The sequence below is a fragment of the Bacillus sp. AFS053548 genome (assembly GCF_002575105.1).
Classification (GTDB): Bacteria; Bacillota; Bacilli; order Bacillales; family Bacillaceae_G; genus Gottfriedia.
In genome coordinates this window covers 37,485-60,996 of sequence record NZ_NUHI01000034.1, presented here as the reverse complement: position 1 = coordinate 60,996, position 23,512 = coordinate 37,485, and the positions used below count along the sequence as shown (strand labels likewise).

The 23,512-nt window shown below is 31.7% G+C and carries 16 protein-coding genes and 1 riboswitch; of the genes, 4 read left to right on the top strand and 12 right to left on the bottom strand.

Features of this window, described 5'->3' with window-relative positions:
- Window positions 1–47 precede the first annotated feature (47 nt).
- A complete protein-coding gene (locus CN946_RS18050; RefSeq protein ID WP_098862402.1) occupies window positions 48–656 on the bottom strand; it encodes a TetR/AcrR family transcriptional regulator in 609 nt (202 codons plus the stop codon).
- A 182-nt stretch (window positions 657–838) separates the two neighbouring features.
- Between CN946_RS18050 and CN946_RS18045 the strand changes: the two genes are divergently transcribed.
- Window positions 839–2,035 carry a YhgE/Pip domain-containing protein gene (locus tag CN946_RS18045; protein WP_098862401.1) on the top strand — a complete coding sequence of 399 codons (1,197 nt, stop codon included), beginning with the start codon at window positions 839–841 and terminating at the stop codon, window positions 2,033–2,035.
- A gap of 55 nt (window positions 2,036–2,090) precedes the next feature.
- Here CN946_RS18045 and CN946_RS18040 read toward each other — a convergent pair whose 3' ends face one another.
- The 10 genes from CN946_RS18040 to CN946_RS17995 all read right to left on the bottom strand — a co-directional run bounded on the left by CN946_RS18040 (window position 2,091) and on the right by CN946_RS17995 (window position 18,293).
- Window positions 2,091–6,257 carry a S8 family serine peptidase gene (locus CN946_RS18040; RefSeq protein WP_098862400.1) on the bottom strand — a complete coding sequence of 1,389 codons (4,167 nt, stop codon included), beginning with the start codon at window positions 6,255–6,257 and terminating at the stop codon, window positions 2,091–2,093.
- Window positions 6,258–6,709: 452 nt separating this feature from the next.
- Window positions 6,710–7,531 carry an MBL fold metallo-hydrolase gene (locus tag CN946_RS18035; RefSeq protein WP_098862399.1) on the bottom strand — a complete coding sequence of 274 codons (822 nt, stop codon included), beginning with the start codon at window positions 7,529–7,531 and terminating at the stop codon, window positions 6,710–6,712.
- Between the two features lie 153 nt (window positions 7,532–7,684).
- Window positions 7,685–8,161 carry a YbaK/EbsC family protein gene (locus tag CN946_RS18030; RefSeq protein ID WP_098862398.1) on the bottom strand — a complete coding sequence of 159 codons (477 nt, stop codon included), beginning with the start codon at window positions 8,159–8,161 and terminating at the stop codon, window positions 7,685–7,687.
- An 81-nt stretch (window positions 8,162–8,242) separates the two neighbouring features.
- Window positions 8,243–9,241, bottom strand: coding sequence for an MBL fold metallo-hydrolase (locus CN946_RS18025; protein WP_483295405.1), 999 nt, complete (start codon window positions 9,239–9,241; stop codon window positions 8,243–8,245).
- 229 nt (window positions 9,242–9,470) lie between these two features.
- Window positions 9,471–12,056 carry a metallophosphoesterase gene (locus CN946_RS18020; RefSeq protein WP_098862396.1) on the bottom strand — a complete coding sequence of 862 codons (2,586 nt, stop codon included), beginning with the start codon at window positions 12,054–12,056 and terminating at the stop codon, window positions 9,471–9,473.
- Window positions 12,053–13,339: a class I SAM-dependent methyltransferase gene (locus CN946_RS18015; protein WP_098862395.1), complete on the bottom strand. Its 1,287-nt coding sequence runs from the start codon at window positions 13,337–13,339 to the stop codon at window positions 12,053–12,055. The genes CN946_RS18020 and CN946_RS18015 overlap by 4 nt, the downstream gene beginning before the upstream one ends.
- A 145-nt stretch (window positions 13,340–13,484) precedes the next feature.
- Complete coding sequence (ribH, locus tag CN946_RS18010) at window positions 13,485–13,946, bottom strand: 6,7-dimethyl-8-ribityllumazine synthase (RefSeq protein WP_098862394.1); 462 nt, start codon at window positions 13,944–13,946, stop codon at window positions 13,485–13,487.
- Window positions 13,947–13,964: 18 nt separating this feature from the next.
- Window positions 13,965–15,158: a bifunctional 3,4-dihydroxy-2-butanone-4-phosphate synthase/GTP cyclohydrolase II gene (locus tag CN946_RS18005; protein ID WP_098862393.1), complete on the bottom strand. Its 1,194-nt coding sequence runs from the start codon at window positions 15,156–15,158 to the stop codon at window positions 13,965–13,967.
- 12 nt (window positions 15,159–15,170) lie between these two features.
- Complete coding sequence (ribE, locus tag CN946_RS18000) at window positions 15,171–15,818, bottom strand: riboflavin synthase (protein WP_098862392.1); 648 nt, start codon at window positions 15,816–15,818, stop codon at window positions 15,171–15,173.
- 317 nt (window positions 15,819–16,135) lie between these two features.
- A riboswitch (FMN riboswitch) is annotated at window positions 16,136–16,283 on the bottom strand.
- A gap of 744 nt (window positions 16,284–17,027) precedes the next feature.
- The gene (locus CN946_RS17995; RefSeq protein WP_098862391.1) at window positions 17,028–18,293 is read right to left on the bottom strand and encodes an APC family permease; all 1,266 of its coding nucleotides are present in this window, start codon (window positions 18,291–18,293) and stop codon (window positions 17,028–17,030) included.
- Window positions 18,294–18,424: 131 nt separating this feature from the next.
- Between CN946_RS17995 and CN946_RS17990 the strand changes: the two genes are divergently transcribed.
- Window positions 18,425–19,318, top strand: coding sequence for a LysR family transcriptional regulator (locus CN946_RS17990; RefSeq protein ID WP_098862390.1), 894 nt, complete (start codon window positions 18,425–18,427; stop codon window positions 19,316–19,318).
- 426 nt (window positions 19,319–19,744) lie between these two features.
- On the opposite strand, the gene CN946_RS17985 is transcribed toward CN946_RS17990, so the two are convergent.
- Window positions 19,745–20,704, bottom strand: coding sequence for a LacI family DNA-binding transcriptional regulator (locus tag CN946_RS17985; protein ID WP_098862389.1), 960 nt, complete (start codon window positions 20,702–20,704; stop codon window positions 19,745–19,747).
- Window positions 20,705–21,041: 337 nt separating this feature from the next.
- Here CN946_RS17985 and CN946_RS17980 point away from each other — a divergent pair, with 337 nt between their 5' ends.
- Together CN946_RS17980 and bcaP are read left to right on the top strand one after the other, a co-directional pair.
- A complete protein-coding gene (locus tag CN946_RS17980) occupies window positions 21,042–21,221 on the top strand; it encodes an H-type small acid-soluble spore protein (protein ID WP_056471502.1) in 180 nt (59 codons plus the stop codon).
- Window positions 21,222–21,644: 423 nt separating this feature from the next.
- Window positions 21,645–23,051: a branched-chain amino acid transporter BcaP gene (gene bcaP, locus CN946_RS17975; protein WP_098862388.1), complete on the top strand. Its 1,407-nt coding sequence runs from the start codon at window positions 21,645–21,647 to the stop codon at window positions 23,049–23,051.
- The last annotated feature ends 461 nt before the right edge of the window (window positions 23,052–23,512 follow it).

Here is a 23,512-nt window from a genome sequence, read left to right as displayed (position 1 = left end):
GACAGGGGTAAGTCCAAAAGTCTTGAGCCATCTTTTTATGGCATACATTATTTAGCGATTTGACTAACAAATTTCTTCATAAACTTCAAAAGCTTCATATGCATGATTGCCATTTCTTCAGGGGTAATTGGTTCTTCTTTTTCTAGCCATTGCTCCAAAAGTCCAAAGAATGCAGATGAAATAAATGCAGTTGTGTATTCATGTGGAATATCAATCATGTATTCTTCTTCTAATAAATCCACTAGTTTTTCATAAATCGTCTCTTTAATATGTTCCTTCATTTTCTTCGGAAAAGCAGGGTCACCTTTTGTACTGATTAAAATTTTTATAAATCTTTGATTTTCTTTTAAATAATGATATACATTAAGAATAGGTGGATAGACCATATCATTTGAATAAAACTCATTCATTTCTTTAGGCCTTATAAATATAAGTCGATCCTGTAATCCTTCCAATATTTCATTTTGACTTTTTTCCATTAAATCATATTTATCTCTGTAGTGTAGATAAAATGTACCTCGATTTAATCCTGCTTTTAACGTAATATCTCTAACTGAAATAGCTTCGAATCCTTTTTCTTCTATTAAATCTAACAACGTCTCTTTTATTAATTTCTTAGTTTTTGCAACTTTTAATTCTCTCAATGATTGAGTCACTTTAAAACCATCCCTTTGGAATATAAGTTCTTACTAAACAAATTTATTAAATGTGTTTAGCAATGAACACATTTGTATGATTTGCTTATTGTGATTTATTAAAACTCATTGTAATATCTTCACATAACAATAGTCAACACGTTGTTCAATGATTTTATTAAAAGAATTAGGAGGTTATTGAAATGAACTTATTTAAACAAAAACAAGCTATATTAGCTCCTATACTAGTGTTACTTGTTGCAATTATTTTCAGTCTAACATTGGCATCGTCCGTTAACCCAACACCTAAAAATATTCCGATTGCAATTGTAAACGGAGATCAAGGAATCCAGGTTCCTTCAAAAGGGAATGTTAATATAGGTGATATGATGGTTACAAAAATAAATGCACTATCTAAAACGAAAAATGGTGAAAAACCAGCTATTAAGTGGATTCAAGTATCAAGTGAAGAAAAAGTGCGCCAAGGATTAAATGACCAAAAATACTTTGCTGCTCTTATTCTTCCAAATGATTTAAGTAAAAATCAGGCTTCATTAAAAACAGCAAATCCATCACCTATTACAATTAAAATTTTAGTTAATCAAGGTAAAAATGCAAATGGCTCAACCATGGCTAGTCAAATGCTGACTCATTTAGTAGAAAATCTTAACTTAAATATTCATACTGAAATTTTTAATGAATTAAAGAAAAGCGTGAGCTCAATTTCAGTAAATCAAGCTGAAGTATTAGCAAATCCAATCATAACGAAGGTTGAAAATGTAAATGCAATTGGAACACATACAGCAAATGGAAATGCACCTGTAAGTTTAATCACACCACTTTGGATGTCTAGTTTAATTGGTGCCGTAATCGTCTTTTTAGCGAAAAAGAAAACAGAAACATCAAATTCAATTAGTAAACTAAAAGTTATTTTTGAACAATTACTATTAGGAGTAATCCTATCCTTCCTAATCGGTTTCGGCATAACTTTAATGGCAAAGTGGATTGGCTTTACTCTTCCAAACTTTTTGGACGTTGCGCTATATTTAACGATTACTTATTTCTGTTTCCATATCCTAATTTCTGCTGTTATGTCATGGGTTGGTTTTGGTGGAGTAGGGATCTTTGCCCTAATCTTTTTCTTCTCAGGTTCTTTAATCGGAATGCCAAAAGAGCTTTTACCGACTTTTTCTAAGGACTGGATTTACTCTTGGGTTCCAATGCGATTTGGTGCAGATGGATTAAGAGAAATTTTCTATTTTGATAAAGGATTTTCGATGAGTCATCCATTGAGTATTATTATTTGGATTGGTGTAATCTCCGTTGTTCTTTTATCATTATCTGCGTTTAAGTCAAAAAAAGAAGAGCTAAATCAAACTAATACAGTGGCTATGAAATAAATAAAACTACATGAACAAAAAAGGGAAACCCGTTTAATTGGTTTCCCTTTTCTTATTATTGTTCTAATCCTAAATCCTTTAAAATACTTTCTAAAGTCTTTCCTTTATAAGTAGTTTTTGGTTTTGGCGCATTATCAACTGTAGAATTTTGTAATCCAAAGTTTTTCACAATATAAGCCATATCCTTAGCATCTACTACTTTATCAAAGTTAAAGTCGGTAGTATTTTTATTTGTACCCCAATATGTTTGGACAGCTATTGCATCTAAAATGTCGATAACGTTATCTTTATTCACATCACCAGCTGCTGCCCTTGTTAAATTCCAATTCATTCTCTTCCCTATTAATTCACCACGTACGTTATCTGCTAAATTCATTTTTCGATACATTGTAAAATGACCAGGTATATCGACTTTCACAGTATAAGGTTTATTATCGGCTTTTATGCCTTCAGCAATGTATTGACCATTTTTGTTAGAAATTGGTGCTTCTACAGTCGTATTTCCATCATAAGAAGTAACTGTTACTTTTGCACCGAGTGTATTTTGATCAATTGCATAATTCGTTTGACCTGTAGTCGGATCTAATATTCCTTCAGATAATAAGCCTCCATCTACTCTCGAATAGGCCTGCTTAACCTTATAAGTTTCCATATAAGCGTAGACATTATTTGTCTCTACATTTGCTTGGTCAATTGTTGATGCTGTCATTGTATACCAATCAAATGGCATACCCTTAAGCCACTTTTCTGCTGTTTTTAGATCGAAATTGAATAGTTGTAAATCTTCTGGTAAAGCTTTCGTTCCATTATAAGTAAATGTAAATGTATAAAGAAGTGTACCCGCTGCAGTAGGTACTGATGACACAGAAACTTGCGCATCCCCATACTGTTTTACTTCATCACTTACAACGACATTTTGAATTGTTGCAAGATTTGGATCAACTTTTAAATTGATTTTTGTTGTTTTTAAGTTTTTCACGTTATTTGAACGAACACTGTAATTGACAGTATCACCTGTTGTAACAGTTTGTTTACTTGATTTTAAGTAATAGTATGGAAAATTTTCATCCACAAATATGATTCTTAAATCATTTGATGCATTTCCAGTAAAGTTTCGTGCTGCATCAAATCCATAAAATGAAACTTGCAATGGTGTAGAACGCTTTTTAACTTTAATCTGATCCGCATAGTTTCCATCTTTATCTGTAAACTTTGGCTTTGCTGGGAATGGACTATCGTAAAACGATACAACCGCATTGCTTGATTGATCAACAGGAATACCTAAGCGATTTGCTTCATCCGTTTCAGGATCGTTTAAATTAATGTTAAAGTCATATAAAAATTGGCCATTCGAATTAAATTGACTATCTTTATATTCAATAACTTTTTGATCTAAATTGTCAAAGCTAGTTGTCATAGTTGGTGTGCCAGCATCAAAAAAGAAATCAGCTGTTTTCGTAAATACCTTACCAATTTCATTTGAACCTATCATTTTTAATCGATATTTACCTGGTGTTGCATTAATCGGTTCGCTACTTATCGGATTTTTGTCATCCCCAGTAAATGGATAGTAGATCGAATTAAATGCTCTTGAATTCGTATAAATTTGATTTTCGTTCAATGTGATTGGTACAAATGATCCTACTAAACCTAAATCCTCACCAGTTTCTGCATCTTGTAACACTACATCTAATGTTTTCATATATGATTTTAATGAGTAACTAATACTTATAAAAGGATACGCATTTTCAGGCCAGTCTATATTGTTACCAAACATTGGATTGTTGATCTTAAAAGTATCAATTCCTTCATCAACAAAACGTCCACCAAATGGAATTTGATACGTTTCCGTTGGATCTTGTGAATTTGTAAATGTAATATAACCTTCGTATGTTCCCTTTTCTGTAGTTTTTGGGATGTTTAAGTTAAACTTAATATTTTCTTGGCTAATACCATCTAACTTTACAGAAGTAGGACCAGTTAATGTTACATTATTTTTAGCTGCATCTTTAGATCCTCTTAATTCAGTTTGGAAATTTACATCTACATTAAATGTTTTCACTTTTTTACTACGATTTTTTAATGTAATCTTACGAGAATCAGTAACATCTTGATCATCGAATCCATAAGACCCGAAACTAATACCACCAGTTAATTCTTTTATTGATTTTTCTTGTCCATCAATAATTGCAGATGTTTGATCCACCACTTCTAACTCTACATTCGAATGAATTGCTTCATATGCATCTACTCGTCCACTACCTACTTCAAAAACGCTATAAGCTTTTGACAATTTATCAGCCGTATTCATTAAAATTGCTTTTATATCCTCTGGTTGTAAATCTTTATTTGATTGAAGTAATAATGCTGAAACACCCGCTACATAAGGTGTTGCCATTGAAGTTCCAGATAAGCGAGCATAAGCATATTGATAATCTTCAGGTTTTGATCCATCAACTGTTTTATTATTTTTGTAAAAAGGTACAGTTGAAAGAATGGCTACACCTGGAGCAGTTACTTCTGGTTTAATATCATAGTTCCTCCGAGATGGACCTCTTGAACTAAATGTTGCTAATTCATCTGATGCAGTTTGTACTTTACTAAAGTCTCCAAATGTGAATTCTGATGCACCAGCTTTGATTGCCGCTAAAATAGTTAAACCATCTTCATTTGAAACAGAGAATGCCGGAACTGCATCCATTGATTCACCAAGAAATGATTGGATTGCACCTTCAGCTTTATTTGCTTCATCGTTGTACATTAATACACCAACTGCACCTTTTGCTTTTGCATTTTTAATTTTATCATTTAACCCAATCGTTCCACGTTTAATAAATGCAATTTTTCCATTTACATCTTTACCAGTAAAATCAGCAGTATTTCCTAAACCAACATCAACTAACTGATATGTTTTGCCTTTTAAAGATGTCATATTATCCGTATAATTTTGTGCTAATTGTCTTACTGAATAGTTCTTGCCATTATTTACCCCTGCGTATTGGTAAACAGCTAAAGCTATAGATGACGCACCTACTGTTAATGCTAATGCCGCAGCTCCAGGTGAACCAAGCGTATACATTTGATTACCAGTATTCCCTGCTGCAACTACTGTTGTCACACCACTTAAAACTGCATTGTTAACTGCAATTGAAGTAGCATACATTGGATCATTTATTGTTGCTCCCAGTGACATATTAATGACGTCCAGACCGTCTTGAACTGCACGATCGATTCCTGCAAGAATGGCCTCAGTTGTTCCACTTCCATATGGTCCAAGTACACGGTAAGCATATAAATCTGACTCCGGTGCTGCTCCTAACGTTTTATACTCACTATTTGCTTTGCCACGACCACCAATAATACCTGCGACATGCGTACCATGCTCAGTGTAATATGCTTCTGAATTACTAACTTCAGGTTTACCAGATTTTTTCCAATCAGAGTAAGTAGTTTCCATTGGATCATTATCATTGTCTACGAAATCATATCCACCTTTATAAGCATCTTTCAAGTCTGGATGGTTATAATCCATACCCGTATCTAATATTCCAACTTTAATCCCTTTACCGGTAAAACCTTCTTTATGTAAACGATCTAAAGCATCATATGGCGTATAGTTTCCAACATTGGCTTCATCTGCTTTTAGTTGATCATTTTCTTTTGGTGGATCAATTGAAAATGTTTGGTTACTCCAAACTTTTTTAACAGCTTTAGAAGTTAGTAGATTCTTAATTTGATTTGCTGGTAAGGTCATAGAAACACCATTAAATGCATGTTTATAAGAACGATTAATTTTATAATCTACTTTTTTACTTTTTTCATTTTTCAATACTTGAGCAACATCTTTTGTAAAAGTATCATGGTCTTGATCAATTAGAGCTTCAGCATCTAATTTTGTTAAAGTTTTACCTTCTACACTCGCTTCAATTTGTGCTACTTTAACAGGTTGATTTACAAATTCAACAATGACACTTGCTTGCTCTGTAGAGTCCAAATTAATTTCAGAAGAGATTTGAATTCCTGATTCTTCATTCGTTGAAAGCTCTTTAAGAGCCGCTCTTTGCTGTGCAGTTAGGTTAGCAAGAATTTCTTCTGCTTTACTTGGAGCTGCTGCACTTGATACATTTGATACTTGTCCAAGAGAACCTAAAATAAAACTAGATGTTAAAGCTAATACTGTAAAACCTTTAAGAACTTTACCCTTCTCTCTATTTTCCCCCATCTTTCTTCCTCCAGTTCGTTTTCAACAAAATAGCTAATACAATTAATTACAAAAATTATCTTATAATGAAAAAATTCACTGTAATTAATCATTTAAAATGATCAATTTTCGTTCATTTATCTTACTTAAATTATCGTGAATATTCTGTTTTTAATCAAATGGGTTATTACAGTCCTTGATTTATCAGCATCTTATCCACTTATAAAAAAATACGACAAAACTCTACATTTTTTTTAATAAAATTAACGTGATTTTTAACTATTTTAGGGATTCGTTTTATAATTCAATTAACTAATTAAGAATTTTTAATTAAAATATAAATAATAAGGTTCTTTATATTTCTATATGTGTTATTTACAAGCTAAATTAAACGATGGAATGTCCCCAAAAAAGTTTCTAAAATAAAAAAAGAACCAAGCAAAGTTGGTCCTTTTTAGTAGATTAACTATCTTTTAAGTATCAAATAATATACCATCCAATGCTTCGATATATCTTTTAGCAGAATTATAGACAACGAGCTTTGCATTTTCTTTTACAATTCCATGAAATGCATTATAAATTCTATCAAATGTTAACTTCTCTACGGCTAATGATATCTCTTTTACTTTTTTTGCTGGTAATGGAATTAAATTAGGATAACTATACATAAAACTTACCCAATTTTGATCTGCAACTACTTGAATAATATCTCCTGTTAACAGTATTCCTTTTTGCTCATTTCCAGCTTTCCATTCTAATACTGCCCCACCTTTAAAGTGCCCGCCCAATCGATGAATTTGAATTCCTTTGTTAAGCTCTAACGATTCGCCAGACCAAAATTTAATTTTATCACTTTTTCTCGTAACCCACTCTTGATCATCTTTATGTATGTATAAAGGTACATCAAATCTTTCAGCCCATTCAATTTGACTAGAGTAATAGTGTGGATGTGATAGAGCAATCGCATTGATTCCTCCTAACCTCATTATTTCTTCAATCGTCTTCCCATCTAGATAAGTGACACAATCCCATAAAACATTAAACCCTTCATTCTTAATGAGATATGCAGTTTGACCAATCCCAAACTTAGGCCTCGTTACAATACTATATAAGTTTTCTTCTTCAAAGCGAATCATATTTTGATAGTTCTGTTCTTTCATTGATTGTAATGTTGTCCAACTTTGACCACTTGGATTGATGTATTGTCTTTCTTCAGAACAAATTATGCAGTACTCAGGAGGATCAATAGACTTGTTATACTGAACGCCACAAGTCGTACAAATAAATTTGAACATTTACTTATTCATCTCACTTTCCCTCTAATTTAATCTGACGTATTTCATATAGATTTCAAGGTAAAAATTTCCAATACAAATAGACACATTTAAGTATAGTAAATCAACAACTGATTTATTACACTTGAATGTGCCGAAATAATTTATGTTCTATTATTTAATTTTTACTACTTTACCTTTCGTCATTTCAATCAATTCATTTGGTGTTAACTGAAAAATTGCTTTTGGATGACCCGCAGCAGCCCAAACTTCTTTATACTGTAATAGATCCTCATCAATAAATGTCATTACTTGGTTTTTATGACCGATTGGTGATACTCCCCCAATTACGAATCCTGTTTGTTCACGTACGAAATCAGCATCTGCTTTACCTAGTTTATCATTTAGTATTTTCTCGATTTGCTTCTCATTTACACGGTTTATTCCACTTGCTACTACTAGTACAGCGCTATTTGAGCTTTCAATTTTAAAAATAATAGACTTTGCTATTTGAGCCACTTCACAATTTAATGCATCCGCTGCTTCCTTAGCAGTTCTTGCGCTATTTGGTAATTCAATCACTTTATTTGAATAACCTAACTCAAAAATTAAATCTTGTACGTTTTGTGCACTTTCTTTTAATGCTTCCACTAATATCACTTCCCTAAAAAATTGGTTTTTTATTTATTCAATAATAAAAGGTACAATCCTGCTGTTTTTAAAATAAATAAACTATTTCCACCACATTGAATTAGGATATTCACCTGTACTTATATTAATTAATTCACCAATTTTAGGTGTTGAATACTTTACCCCATTTTCTATAGCAGCCTTCACAACACGTTCAATTGGGTCATTCCAGTCATGAAATGCTAATGTAAAAGCGCCAAAATGAATTGGAACAAGAACTTCACCTTTTACATCAATAAAAGCCTGAACTGTTTCTTCTGGTAGCATATGGATTGCAGACCATCGTTTATCATATTGACCACATTCCATTAACGCTAGATCAAACGGTCCATATTTTTCTCCTATTTCCTTAAAATGGGGTGCATAACCGCTATCTCCACTAAAGTAAATTTTCGTTTTCTCACCAATTATGACCCACGAACACCATAATGTACTGTTGCGATCAGTTAAGTTTCTCCCTGAAAAATGTCTTGCTGGAGTACAAGCTAATGTTAATTGATCAAATTTAAATTCATCCCACCAGTTATGTTCAGAAATACTCTCTTTCGGTACTCCCCAGCTCACCAAGTGACTCCCTACACCAAGAGGAACAATAAATCGATCAACTTTTTGTTTGATTTTTTTTATTGTACCGTAATCTAAATGGTCATAATGATCATGCGATAAAATGACAGCATCTATTTTTGGTAATTCATTGATCTCGATTGGCAAACCTCCACTATATCTGTTACCACCAAATTGCGGAAACGGGGTTGGTGCGTTTCCAAACATTGGATCAATTAAAATATTTTTCCCATCGATTTGAATCAATAAAGCTGAATGTCCAAACCAAGTAATTTTCGAGTCTTTATTTTTCGAATGCAATAATGAAACATCGATTTTCTCCATTGGGATCCCATCTTTAGGGGTACGATTCGGATTTTTCTTAACAAAGTCTCTAATCATAGAAATGTTAGTTTTTAAATCCATAGTCATACTCGTAGGGACTTGGTTTATAAATTTACCATTTTTATAATGATCCAATGCATAAAATGATTCCATTTTATCCTTTGAATATTTCTTTCCAAAATGAGGATATGTATTTAAAAACATTGCTATTATGATAATTAGCAATACTAAAATTAGTAAAAATATCATCTAATTTCTACCTCCAAATTAACTTTTACTAAACTTTACACTACCATAAATTTAGAAGATTAAACAAATATTCAGACTGCTTTTTAAAATAAAAAAACACCTTTTATGTTCTATTCATAAAAGGTGTTTCATTTTACAATCTAGGATCGATTTCTTTTGCCTGCTGTTCTTCGAATAATTTATTTGCAATTAATTGTTTATACTGTTCATTATCATTTGAGATTGAAGATAGTGGATATTCTAACATCTTTTGCCCTAAAACATAATCCTTAATTGATGCATTTATCTTCTTATTTATCCGTTTTTGTTTAATTAACTTCTGATATTTATGTTCTAATTTGTAATCATACCCATAAACAAGCGTTAAATAATCAGCGTTTCTAACCTTCAAGAATGGAGCACTATTGTAAGATTTATGGTTTGGTTTTATAACTACCCCTTCCATTTTTCTAGTTGTCGTTAGCGTCTCATAATAACGATTAGCTTTTTCAAAGTAATGTTCATCATCTAATGAAAGAACTAAATAATCGTCATCTGATATGAGTGAGAAAATTTCAGCAGTACTTAATGAAGGTAATTTTTCCTCACCATTTTTATATACCAATTTTAAGAGATTAAATGGCTTATACTCTATTTCTGATTCCGCCCCATATATTGTTAGTTGCTCATCATAAATATCTAATAGCTCTTCATGTTTTTTAATCGGTACGTACGACTTTATCGTTTCTTTTACTGCACTAAATGTTGAATAATCATTATGACCATATTTATTCGTTAATACTTGTTTCGTAGTATGATTTACTTCATCATGAAAGTCCGTTTGCTCATATCGTGAGATCAGTTTGTTAAAATGCTCATTAAATCCAGTCTCTTTTAATATGTTTAATTCAGATCTCAAAGATTTTGATAAGACATTAAATTTCCCCTGTATTAATCCCGTACCTAATACGCTCCATGGTAGTAACTCTCCATCTAGAATTAAAGTCTTAATATTCTCTTTTTCCATAAAACGACTAAATCGCTCTAATAGCTTTGAATAAACTCCCGAAAGATCCACATTTTTTACACGGTACCCATTCCTACTGACTGCGTGACAATCTTCAATTGTTTTAGATAAATAGATATTACATCTTGAACCCATATACTTCGGTTGGAGCACAACTTCTTGAACCTTTTTATCTTTAAAGTATTGTAGTCCTTGCTGTAAAGACTCTAAATCATTCGCATTTGTATCCTTATCAGCTGGACTCATCGTACCAGAAATATAATTAATTGAATTTTTTAATACGTAATTGAGACGTCGTTTATCTTTTTGATCCAATTCATTTAAGTTGATATTTTTATCTCTTCCTTTGAATAATTCAGGTAATTCTTCTTTATTCACGACATCATCATTAACTGAAGGAACACTATATAAATATGGGTTATTTGAATAAATTCTAATACTAGTCAGTTGATTCCCACTAGCAGCACCAGTATCAATTCCAAATTTATTCTTAATACGAATTAATTTCTTACTCGCAACATGGCCAAATACATGATAAGGATGATTTGAAACAGCTTCCTCAGTTAAAAATTGTAATTGCTCCTGAATCGGTTTATTACGATCAATTCGGAATGAGCGTTGATGGCGTGATGAATTATTATCCATTTTTCCAATATATTTCTTTTTACATGGAGCATGTGTAATATAATATGAAGGAAAGTCTTCACCAATATAGTGATAAAACTCCTTACTTTCATTTACAAGCTCTAAAAACTTACCTTGAAGCTCTTCATCTTTTTCCAAAGCTTTAATAGAAGTAAAGTATGTTTCTACTAAACTTTGATCAATTGAAGAATCTTTTAGTTGACCTAATAAATACTTACTAACAAAATTTTCATGATTACCTTTTATAAAATAAAACCATTTACGGTTTGAATAAATGAAATCAATTATTTCTTTAACTTTGTTACCTTTATCAATCCAATCTCCTACCAAGAGTATGCGGTGATTACTACATTTCTCTGATTCTATTATTTGATTATTTTGAACCGTGAAACCAGCTTTTGATAATAGCTTCTGAAATGTGAGAACCTGTTCATGAATATCCCCTACTATTGTATATTTGTATTTTGTAGGTAACTTACGAGAGATATACTCTTCCATATTATCCACTTTAATCTCAAATTCAGTCGGATTAAGAAAATTCTTCTCACGAATACGATGTATATTTCGATAATTACTTCTTTTTATATTTGGAATTACTTCAGTTCGAAGACGTCTTACATGATTATCTATTAATTTCTTTGATCGGTCTGAAGAATAGTACTCACGAATATTTTTATAGTCAAATAATACTAAATCAACATTATATGAATTTTCATTTGCGATTTCTACAACTTGATCACGGAATGATTCTGATAGTCCAGTTGTATCGACAATTACAAATTCTGCATTAATTGGGAACGTTGTAACCATCTTTAATTTAGTAAATAGTAATTCAAATGCTTGTTCACTCGCCTCGAGCATAATCGTACTATGTTTATCAAAATCTTCCCCTAATATTTCTCGTCTAATATCATCAGATGATAAATACTGTATATTCGTTTTATAACTTCTCGACTCGTCTCTATAAGATAGAGATGGAATTAAAATATTTTTTGCAAAAGTCGATTTTCCACATTCACTAGAGCCTACTAAAAGAAAAATCGTATGAACATTTGTTGAGATTTTCATTCCTGATGCTCCTTTACTTTTCGCTTCGTTATAACAACTGCCTGAGAAAGTGATATCCCGTCTACACGATCTCCTACATCCGAGAATGTGTACGTATATGACATATTACTTAAGATTGAATCAATCCATTTAACGAACTCTTCTTTTGTCATTTCCCATTTATGATCATCATGTCTAAATCCATCTAATTGGTATAGATTATTAAACTCTGCATTTGGAGTCGTTATGATGAAATTCTCAAAATTAACATAGGATAGTACGCTCTTTACTAATTTTGTAGCATCCTTAACACTCATATGTTCAACAACTTCAGTTAGCAATACATCAACATTCAAATCGTTATCGTAAAACTCTAGAAAGTGAGATAAAGACTCATAGATTGCAATATTTTCAATCACTTTGTTATTTATTTTATATTTCAGTCTCTCTCTTATTTCGGCATCAATATCAATTGCGAAATAATCATACTTACTGATTTTTTGACTATAAGGAATTGCATACGCTCCTTCACCACAACCGATATCAAGAATAGAACGCTCGAATTTTAATTGTTCTGAGATCCACTCTTGGCGCTGTCTTGCAGTATTTCCAAATTTAAAATCAATTTCATAATGATTTGTTTTTTCAAGTTCATTTTTAAATGCAAGAAATTTTTTACGACTATTTAACACATTTCTATTAAATAAATAACGTATATAGTAAGGTGCATCAATGACTTGCATACTAGTTATATATTTTCGTATGACATCGTCTGTAAAATCGATATACTCATCTGAAACGATGCTCAAGAATACGCATAGCACTGTCGTATAGTGAATTAGCTCATGGATTGTTTTTGTTGTATGAATACGTAACTGATAAGTTTTACTAGCTAACTCTTCAAAATTTAGATCAAATTCATTTAAATGCCTCTGAAAGAAGTTTAAGTAACTAGCGTTTTTCACATGAATAGCATTAATCAATACGCTATTTTCATATTCATTCTGATCTTTTTCATGTAACTTTTTGAATGCCGAAGAAAAGAATGTGTTGATTGCATTTAAAGGGAATAACGTTGAACAATATCTTGTCGTATTTAAGTATTCAAACATTTCCTCTGCTTGTTCTTTATACGATTTTTCATTATCAGCATCTTTAAAATAAACATTATATGTATCTTCTGTAGAATACCACGCAAACGCGTTTCCCTTCCTAATTGTCTTAATACTCATCCCAGAGCTTGGATTTTTTGCAATTATATAGGAAAAATCAGGGTTATTTGATTTTAATTGAAAAATAGCCACTTGAGTGAATCATCCCTTCTTTTCGAATTATCAAATTATTAATCTTATTTTAACATGTAATTTATAAGGGATTATTGGTTATTTAATAAAAAAAGAGAGGTAAAATTCACCTCTCCTAAATCAGTTTCTTCTATTATATATATACTTAGTTTAAAGTTCTTAATAAATTAGCCATTTCAATTGCCGAAATACCAGCATCCCAGCCTTTATTACCAGCTTTTGTGCCCGCTCTTTCAATCGCTTGTTCAATATTTTCTGTCGTTAATACACCAAAAATAACAGGAATACCAGTTTGTAGAGTAATTGCAGCAACACCTTTTGCTACTTCGTTACATACGTAATCGTAATGAGTAGTTGCCCCACGAATAACTGTTCCTAACGTAATGATTGCATCGTATTTTTTTGAATCTGCTAGTTTTTTTGCAACTAATGGAATTTCAAATGCTCCAGGTACCCAAATAACATCAACGTTTGATTCTTCTACACCATGACGATATAGAGCATCTTCTGCACCACCAAGTAGTTTTGATGTAATAAATTCATTAAAACGTCCTACGATTACTGCAACTTTAAGTCCAGATCCTACTAAATTTCCTTCAAATTTCATCTTAATCTCTCCCATTTTTTAATAGTGTAATAAATGTCCCATTTTTTCAATTTTAGTATTTAAATATTTTTCGTTTTCTATTTTCATTTCAGTTTGAATTGGCACTCGATTATTTATCTGTATTCCGTGAGATTTTAGCGCATCTATTTTAACTGGATTATTAGTTACTAAATCTATACTCACAATACCTAAATCTTTAATAATTTGAGCACTTATTGCATAATCTCTTAAATCTGAATCAAATCCTAAGTTTAGATTTGCTTCAACAGTATCAAAGCCTTCTTCCTGTAACTTATATGCTCTTAACTTATTAAGTAAGCCAATCCCTCTACCTTCTTGTCGCATATAAACAATTACGCCTTTGCCTGCTTTTTCAATCATCGATAATGTTGATTGCAACTGAGGTCCACAATCACAACGACATGAGCCAAATACATCACCTGTTAAACATTCCGAATGAATACGTACAAGTACTGGTTCACCATCGTCAACTTTACCTTTTACAATCGCAATATGTTCTTTACCATCAATCTGATTTGTATAACCAATCATTTTAAAATCACCAAAATCTGTTGGTAATTTAATTTCAACTTCTCTTTTTACAAGTTGTTCAGTTTCTTGTCTATAATGAATTAAATCTTTAATTGTAATCATTTTTAAATTAAATTTATTTGCGATTTGAATTAGATTTGGTACTCTTGCCATCGTTCCATCGTCATTCATAATCTCACAAATGACACCAACTTCTTTCGATCCAGCCATTCGAGCTAAATCTACTGCCGCTTCAGTATGCCCCGGTCTCTCAATAACTCCTCCGTTTTTAGCGACTAAAGGAAACATATGCCCAGGTCTTCTAAAATCTGCTCCAGTTGATTCATCATTTAACATTTGTAAAACAGTATGTGAACGCTCAAATGCCGATATACCAGTAGTAGAATCGATATGATCGATACTTACCGTAAAGGCCGTTCCATGAGAATCTGTATTTTTTGCTACCATTTCATATAAATCTAATTTTTTGGCTATTTCTTCAGAAACAGGCGCACAAATTAATCCGCGACCATGAGTTGCCATAAAATTTATATTTTCAGGAGTCGCAAATTCTCCGATAACAACAAAATCTCCTTCATTCTCTCGATCTTCATCATCACAAACAATAATAATTTTTCCATTTTTCAAGTCTTCAATTGCTTCTTCTATTTTAGAGAACATGATCTTACTCCTTTATATATAGCCATTTTGAGATAAAAATGAAGTTGTTATTGCAGAACTTTTTTTCGTCTCATTCATACCAAGCATTTTTTCAACATACTTACCTAATAAATCAAACTCAATATTAACAACGTCTCCCGTTTTTTTACTGCCTAAGATCGTATGTGAGCGGGTATGAGGAATTAAAGAGATTATTACAATATCAGTTTCAACTTCAAATATTGTTAAACTTGTACCATCAATCGTTATACTGCCTTTTTGTAGGCAATACTTAGCAAACTGACTTGGAATATTAATTTTATACATTACTGCGTTTTCCATTGCTTTTACAGATACAATTTTACCTGTACCATCAATATGGCCCGATACAATATGACCACCAAACCGTCCCTTTGCAGCCATTGCCCGCTCTAAATTTACTTTCTGGCTAGAAACTAAAGTACTTAGATTGGATGCTTGAAATGTTTCAGGCATGACATCAACAGAAAATTCATTTTTAGTAAAATCCGTAACGGTTAAACACACTCCATTTACAGAGATACTATCTCCTAAATGAACATCCTCTAAAATGATTGATGCGCCAATTGTTAGCAATAAAGTATTACCTTTTTTTACAATATTTTTTACTGTTCCTATTTCCTCAACGATTCCAGTAAACAAGTTTTTTCACCTCATTTCGAAAAAGCATATTAAATGACTTTGTAAGATCCATCTGTAATTTCATAAATAGTTGGTCCACCTTATCACACCTTCTAATTCAAATTAATTTGAAAAAGTGAAAAGCCCCTTAGAAAACTCCTAAGGGGCAATAGATGTTTAAAAAAGGAAGCATACTTAAATAAACGCTAGTACAAAATGAGCCTATTTAAAGACAGTACTATAACGCGTCTATTGTTGTGCAAACAAAATATACACAACGAACTAAGCCTATACGGATAGTATTTTTGAAAAAACAAATAACCATACCATATATGCACTCCATCCTTCTCCCATCCAGACTATACTGTCGGCTCTAGATTCTAACTAGATCAGCAACATATAAAATATCTATATGAAGCTCACGGGCTTAGTATAAAAATATACAACACCGCCGGTTGGGAATTTCACCCGACCCCGAAGGACACTAATTATCAAATTTGGTTTCATTATAACTAGCAATTATTTGAATGTAAAGATTTTAAGATTCTATTTCTTTTAAAATGATCTAATAGAAAAGAAAATTAAAGTAAAAAAACCTTATAAAATATGGAAAATTTCACACTCTATTTAGTTGGAAAATTTTATTTTTATTTTAATAAGTTTAATCATCTTGCAATATGTATTTTTTTTGCAACCAATACAAAAATGTATAAATATTAATATTAAAGTAATTTTAGAAAATATTGAGTTCTATAATTAATATAGAAAGTCAACTTATGGATTCCGAAATTATATTAATTTAGCTAAATTAATAACACATTTGAATTCTTTATTTCATTTGTATAAAATAAGATTTTTTCATTTTATCATCATATTGTTTATTTAAACCAAAGGGTAATGTACTCTTCTTAACAAAGCTCCTAGAATACTTAAAAATTTAATTATAAAGGCGCTTTCCTTTATATCAGAAAAATAAATAAATAAGCCTATTAACTACAAAATAATATATAATTCTAAAATAATAAAAGACCCTTCATTCGCACTAAAAAAGCCAATAATAAAATCGAAATAAACAGCTTCATCTTATACCAAACTGATAAAAAGGTGCGAAATTTTAATAAATATTCTTTTAGGAAAAATAATAGTAATTATACAGTATGGGTAATTATTATAAAAAAATTAGTTTCAAAAAAAGAAACTTCTTTTAATAGAAGTTTCCTTTCTGATCCATTATTCATTTCCAACTTGTAGAATTTTTTCATGGTGTTTTGAATCTCTTTTTTGTAGCCAAATAAAGTACACTGAAACTAATATGATCAATATTAAAATGACCGGTGAAGAAAATAAGAGTATTCCTAAAAAGCAAATTGCTAGAATACATGAACCAATTTTAAAAAATATGGAATCAAATAATCGCAAACATGCCAATACTCCTAGTAAAGCGTTGCATAGGAAAAATGCATTTGCAATTGCTACAAGTGTTTGAATGCTTAGGAAGTCATTAAAATAAAGTATAAATACAATTATGTGAATGCCAAACAAACTAAATAATGATCGAGTTGCCACATTATTTTTATTTTTAAAAGAAAGCCATGAAGGTAATAAACCGTTTTTGGCTTGATCGGCGATTAGCCTTGATACTGCTCCTATTACTAGGAGAACTGTACTAATACAAAGAGCAATTGTAATTGATGAAATAATAGGCGTTGACCAACTTCCAAATAAACTCTGAAGTAACGGTGCTAATGATTGATCCATCATATTTCCATTTTTAGAATGAATCCACTGGAAAGCAAATGCAACTGTTAGACTTACTATTGCTATAATCGAGAAACTTAAGACGACTGCTCTAGGAATTGTTCGTTCTGGAGTTTTTACTTCTAAAGAATAGCTACCGATGACCTCCCACCCGATTAATGCCCAAAATAATAAAAGTAAACTTTCTCCAAAATCAGAAACAGTTATTGGACTCGATAAAGTAAAGCTCCCATCAACTGTAAATAATGTATGAATACTGCCAACTATAAGTGTCACTACAATGAAACTAGACATAAAAAAGGCAAATTTTCCAACATCGGCAATGTTTCTAGTTAAAATGATATAAACAAAACATAGTATTCCTAAAGCTAGCCACTTTTCATTGAAGAAGCTTTGATTCGTCAGTAGTTGTAAGTAATGCCCTGCCGTACCTGTAACTGCAATTGGTCCAAAACAAACTGCAAGTAAAAAGAAAATAGCTGAAAGGTTTTTTATTTGTGTACCAAATGCACGTTCAACTGCCAATGGTACTCCAGAATCTCCTGGAATCAACAAACTTAGCTTACCGAACATTAGTGCAAATATTAAACTTAAACCAAGCATAAGAACCCAAGCAAAAATAGCATAATTTCCAGCAGTTTCATACACTGCAGGTGGTAAAATGATAATTCCCGAACCTAAAATAGGTCCAATCATTAACCCGCTGAGCAAAAGAAAACCAATTTTTCGATTCCTCATTCATATCCCTCCAATAGTTATTGAAACAAATTGTAATCTCGTATAATTTAATTATATGAACCAATCTAACATCGGTAAAATGAATAGTTACGATATAAACTATCGGAAAATCCGATAGTTAGGAGGCAATTATGGAAATCCGACATTTAATTACGTTTAAGTCAATTGTGGATATGGGCGGGTTCTCTAGAGCTGCTGTCCATCTCGGATATGCACAATCTACAGTTACTGCACATATACAAGCACTTGAGCAAGAGCTAGGAGTACCTTTATTTGACCGCTTAGGTAAAAAGGTTCATCTGACCGAGGTCGGTGAGAACTTTTTAGTTCACGCAATCGAAATGATTCAGCTCTATACAAAAGCAAAAGATGTATTCCAAATGGAAAATGAAGAGGTATCTACGTTAAAAATTGGCGCTCCAGAATCTTTAACGATCTATCGTCTTCCACAAATTATCCAAGCATTTCGATCACAAAACCCGAAAGTAAATATTATGATGAAATCTGGTTCTTGTTGGGAATTACAAGATGAATTGCGTCGAGGTGATCTGGATATTGGCTTCTTCCTACAGGCTCCATTAACGGATTCTGATTTGTATACGGAAACATTAATTGAAGAACCACTTGTCATTTTGCTACCTCCATCTTCTGATACTAGAACACTTTCATCGTTTACACTAAATGCGAATGAAAATATAATTCTCACAGAACAAGGTAGTTATCGTGATTATTTTGAAGCATTTTTAAGAAGTAAAGGAATCGCAACTGAGACTGGAATGGAATTTTGGAGTGTTGAGGCAATTAAACAATGTGTTATGTGTGGACTTGGTATATCCATACTCCCACTCGTAGCAGTTCAAAATGAAATGCAGCAACAAAAACTAAAAGTCATAAATTGGGATACAAATTTAGGAAGTGTATCTACGATCATGTCTTGGCATAAAAACAGATGGCAATCCCGTGCTGCTAGAAAATTTATGGAAGTTGTTAGGGAACAGTCACCTTTATGGAATCAGTCTATTTAAATCTAGATTCTAATTAGTTTTTACTTTGAAGTTATAAGCTTAGGGAAAAGTCCGGACACATAATTTAACTTTATTGATTAAATTTTTTTGAAAAATATTCAAACTAATCCTTGAAAATTTTTTGTGTATTTATATGGTTTCCAGTGGATTTTGTTTAGTTTTAGTTGTTTCTCAGTCCATTTTATTGTTATTTCTTCTATTTTTTTGATGCATTTACTCTATACCATCATATTTCGAGACTTTATTTGCAGTTATGCTGATTTTTATTGCAGATATGACTTTTTTATTTGTAGATTTGGCAAATTTATTTGCAGATTGTGCTTTTTTATTTGCACTTCACCTGATTTAATTGTAGTTTCAGCTTTTTTATTTGCACTTCACCATTCAACGACATGAAAAAAAGCTAGTTCCCAACTAGCTTTTTTATTATACAGTCTGCCGCTCGATTAATTTAAACGAAATTTCTTCTTGTGTAATTTCAGAATTAATCGCTTGAATAAAAAGTTTTCTACCTACTTCCCTTAATGGAATTTCGACTGTTGTTAACTTCATTACTTTTGCAATAGGTTGATTATCGAACCCTATTATCGCTAAATCTTGAGGAATAGCTATCCCATGATCATTACAGAATGTTTGTACACCCGCAGCTACTTGATCACTTGTTACTAACAAAGCTGTTGGTCTCTCTTGTAAATTTAACAAAGATTGGACAACTTTTTCACCATCTTCGAAATAATAACAATTGTCAAATACGAAGTTGCTAATTATTGGCTCATTATATTTCTTATGAAAATCAATATAGGCAGCCTCTCTTTGCTTACTATTCATTCCTGTTCTACGACCAATACAATAACCAATTTTTTGATGGCCTTTTTTATATAAATATTCTAATGCAATCATGAAGCTATTGTAATGATCAATAAAGGTTGAAGAAACTTCTGTAGTTCTCGTATCTTCAAATAATATGATCTGTCCATATTGCTTATACTCTTCAATCATTTCAATCGAACAAATTCTAGAACAAATAATGAGTGAGTCTATTTGTTTGTGCTGTAGCATCTCTAATGCTTCTATTTCTCTCTTCTCTTCATAATTTGATTGAAATAGTACGAGCTTATAATTATTTTTTATCGCCTCATTTGCGATTCCATCAATTAGCAATCCAAAGTACGGATGATGCGAGAACGGAATAACTACACCAATTAGATTCGTTTTTCCTTTACTTAAATTGACTGCATTTTGATTTCGTTGATAATTAGTTAGCTCAATTGCATTTAAGACTGCTTTTCTTTTTTCCTGACTAACATATGGTTCATCATTTAAAACTCGTGAGACTGTTGTAACCGAAACGCCAGCAATCCTCGCAATTTCTTTAATATTAGACATTTTCTCACCTTTTCTAAACTTTTTCTTGCTCTGAAACTAGTTCCATACTTTACGCTGTTCTCATAATAAAAAGGAGGTACGAATATGCAAATACTTTTTGGCTTACTTTGTTTACTATTTATGTGTAGTTCAATTTTATTTTTCGCTTTCTTTGCTATCATACAACAAGAAAAGAAACGAGTTAAGTAATGCAGGCAAAACTTAAAACAATTGCTCCAACAATTTACCTCCCTGTCTTATTTTACATAATCCTTTAAAAAAGCTCCTATTTTCCATGAATACTCTAACTTTGCTATGTAAATAATAAAATAGGTTAGTTATTAAAGGAGGTATTATAATGGATACTGAAAGAGCATTAGAAATCGTAGCTGCACCTGGTATGATTAATGTAACTTGCGATGGAGTACCTGTTTATATTCAGCATGTTAATAAAAATGAGGGTACAGCAAGAATTTATCCTCTTGATCAACCACAAAATGATAAAGAAGTATCATTAAGTCACTTAAAAGAACATTAAATGATAAAAAAGACCCAAAAATAAACCTCTATTAAGGAGGTTTATTTCATTTTTGATGAAAAAACACAAAAATTTAATTATTTAGTTTGATTACAATTGCAACCTTAAGAAATATGAAGTTTTTAGAGGTTCGTTGTTACTTATGATACAAACGCCATTTAGTTCATTTTAACTGAACAAATAGGTACTCAGTAATATGTCGAATTTACTACATATTTTTTAAAAAATTGAAAAAAAAGTCGAAAAATTCTTTGAATATTTTTATAAGTGTGTTATCATAAAAATCACTTAAACCGACAATATATTAAATTACTTCGCAGCTAATTGTCAGAATTTTCTATTTTTTAAGGTAAAATTAGAAAATATTAAACTTTCTAAATAGAAGATTAAAAAACTAATAAAATAGGATTAGAGGAGGCTCATATGAATTTATTTCGAAAAAAATCCGTTTCAAGTAGTTCGCCTAGTTCACTTAAACAAGTTCTAGGGGCGTTTGATCTTACAATGTTAGGTATCGGTGCCATCATCGGTACAGGTATATTCGTTTTAACTGGTGTAGCAGCTGCTGATTACGCTGGTCCAGCACTTATTCTTTCATTTATTATCGCAGGTTTAGCTTGTACATTCGCTGCACTTTGTTACTCTGAATTTGCATCTATGATTCCAGAGGCTGGTAGTGCTTACACTTATAGTTATGTTGCTTTTGGTGAAGTCATTGCTTGGATATTAGGTTGGGATATGGTACTAGAGTATGGACTTGCATCTTCAGCAGTAGCAAGTGGATGGTCTGGATATTTCCAAAGTTTATTACATGGTTTTGGAGTAAACCTTCCAACAGCTTTAACAAGTGCATTTGATCCATCTAAACATACTTTTATTGATTTACCGGCAGTAATCATTGTTTTAATTGTTACGTTCATTCTTACTAGAGGTGTTAAAGAATCAGCAAAACTTAACACGATCATGGTAATTGTAAAATTAGCAGTAGTAGCACTTTTCATCGTAGTTGGTGTTTGGTACGTTCAACCGCATAACTGGACTCCATTTATGCCAATGGGATTCCATGGTGTAACAGCTGGTGCTGCAGTAGTAGTATTCGCATACTTTGGATTTGACGCAGTATCAACTGCAGCTGAGGAAGTTAAAAATCCTCAACGTAACTTACCAATCGGTATTATTACAGCTTTAACAATTTGTACAATCTTATATATTGTCGTTTCATTAATTCTTACTGGGATCGTTCCGTTTGATCAATTAGGTGTTAAAGACCCTGTTGCTTTTGCACTAGCATTTATTCACCAAGATTGGGCTGCTGGTTTCATTTCACTTGGCGCAATCATCGGTATTACAACTGTATTAATCGTAATGATGTTTGGACAAACTCGTCTATTCTATGCAATCAGTAAAGACGGTTTATTACCAGGTAAATTATCAAAAGTTAACAAGAAAACTGCAGTACCTGTAACAAGTACTTGGGTAACTGGCGGACTAGTTGCTTTATTCGCTGGCTTAATTCCATTAAACAAATTAGCTGAATTAACAAATATCGGTACTCTATTCGCTTTCTCTGCTGTTTCTCTTGGTGTACTAGTATTAAGAAAAACTCGCCCAGACTTAAAGCGTGGATTCAAAACTCCTTGGGTACCAGTAGTACCAGTATTAGCTGTTGTATTCTGTGTATATTTAATGCTACAACTTTCATCATTTACTTGGAAAGGTTTCGTAGTTTGGTTAGTAATCGGTTTAGTAATTTATATAACATACGGATATAAAAATTCTAAACTAAACGGTAAAAATAAGTATGATAAGGATTCAAATCAAACTGCATAAGTAATGAAAAGAGGCTGTCTCAAAAGGTCGTTGAATGACGATATTTTGAGACAGTTTTTTTATTTCTTCATTTTTTGAGGGATTTTTATAAAATTGTAAGCTTTAAAGGAGAGATTTTTTCTTTAGCGTCTTGTTCTTAGAATCTTGTCCTAATCTTTTATCTAGATTTTTCACAGTTAGCTTAAAATTCATTTTTTTATATTTATTAACAATTTTATGTTTCCAATAACACTAGTAAGGAGGTTTTTTTAAAGTTAAAAATATTATAAGCTAATTTTTAGAAAAACAAATTCAATTGATTAGTTTATTAATTAATGTTCGATATTAATTGGCCTACAAGCTGATTAATAAACAATCGTTAGGATACTCTTAGTAAAGGATATTTGATTAGGATTTATTGCAGACGTTTTTTGATGAATAAGTTGATTGGAACGAAAGGGATGCTCGACTCCTATGGGATA

Bases quoted from the DNA above. Each gene is read 5' to 3' on its own strand.
- CN946_RS18045 (WP_098862401.1), top strand. From the start codon at position 839: ATGAACTTATTTAAACAAAAACAAGCTATATTAGCTCCTATACTAGTG.
- CN946_RS18040 (WP_098862400.1), bottom strand. From the start codon at position 6,257: ATGGGGGAAAATAGAGAGAAGGGTAAAGTTCTTAAAGGTTTTACAGTA.
- CN946_RS18035 (WP_098862399.1), bottom strand. From the start codon at position 7,531: ATGTTCAAATTTATTTGTACGACTTGTGGCGTTCAGTATAACAAGTCT.
- CN946_RS18025 (WP_483295405.1), bottom strand. From the start codon at position 9,241: ATGGAATCATTTTATGCATTGGATCATTATAAAAATGGTAAATTTATA.
- CN946_RS18020 (WP_098862396.1), bottom strand. From the start codon at position 12,056: ATGAAAATCTCAACAAATGTTCATACGATTTTTCTTTTAGTAGGCTCT.
- ribH (WP_098862394.1), bottom strand. From the start codon at position 13,946: ATGAAATTTGAAGGAAATTTAGTAGGATCTGGACTTAAAGTTGCAGTA.
- CN946_RS18005 (WP_098862393.1), bottom strand. From the start codon at position 15,158: ATGTTCTCTAAAATAGAAGAAGCAATTGAAGACTTGAAAAATGGAAAA.
- CN946_RS17995 (WP_098862391.1), bottom strand. From the start codon at position 18,293: ATGAGGAATCGAAAAATTGGTTTTCTTTTGCTCAGCGGGTTAATGATT.
- CN946_RS17990 (WP_098862390.1), top strand. From the start codon at position 18,425: ATGGAAATCCGACATTTAATTACGTTTAAGTCAATTGTGGATATGGGC.
- CN946_RS17985 (WP_098862389.1), bottom strand. From the start codon at position 20,704: ATGTCTAATATTAAAGAAATTGCGAGGATTGCTGGCGTTTCGGTTACA.
- CN946_RS17980 (WP_056471502.1), top strand. From the start codon at position 21,042: ATGGATACTGAAAGAGCATTAGAAATCGTAGCTGCACCTGGTATGATT.
- bcaP (WP_098862388.1), top strand. From the start codon at position 21,645: ATGAATTTATTTCGAAAAAAATCCGTTTCAAGTAGTTCGCCTAGTTCA.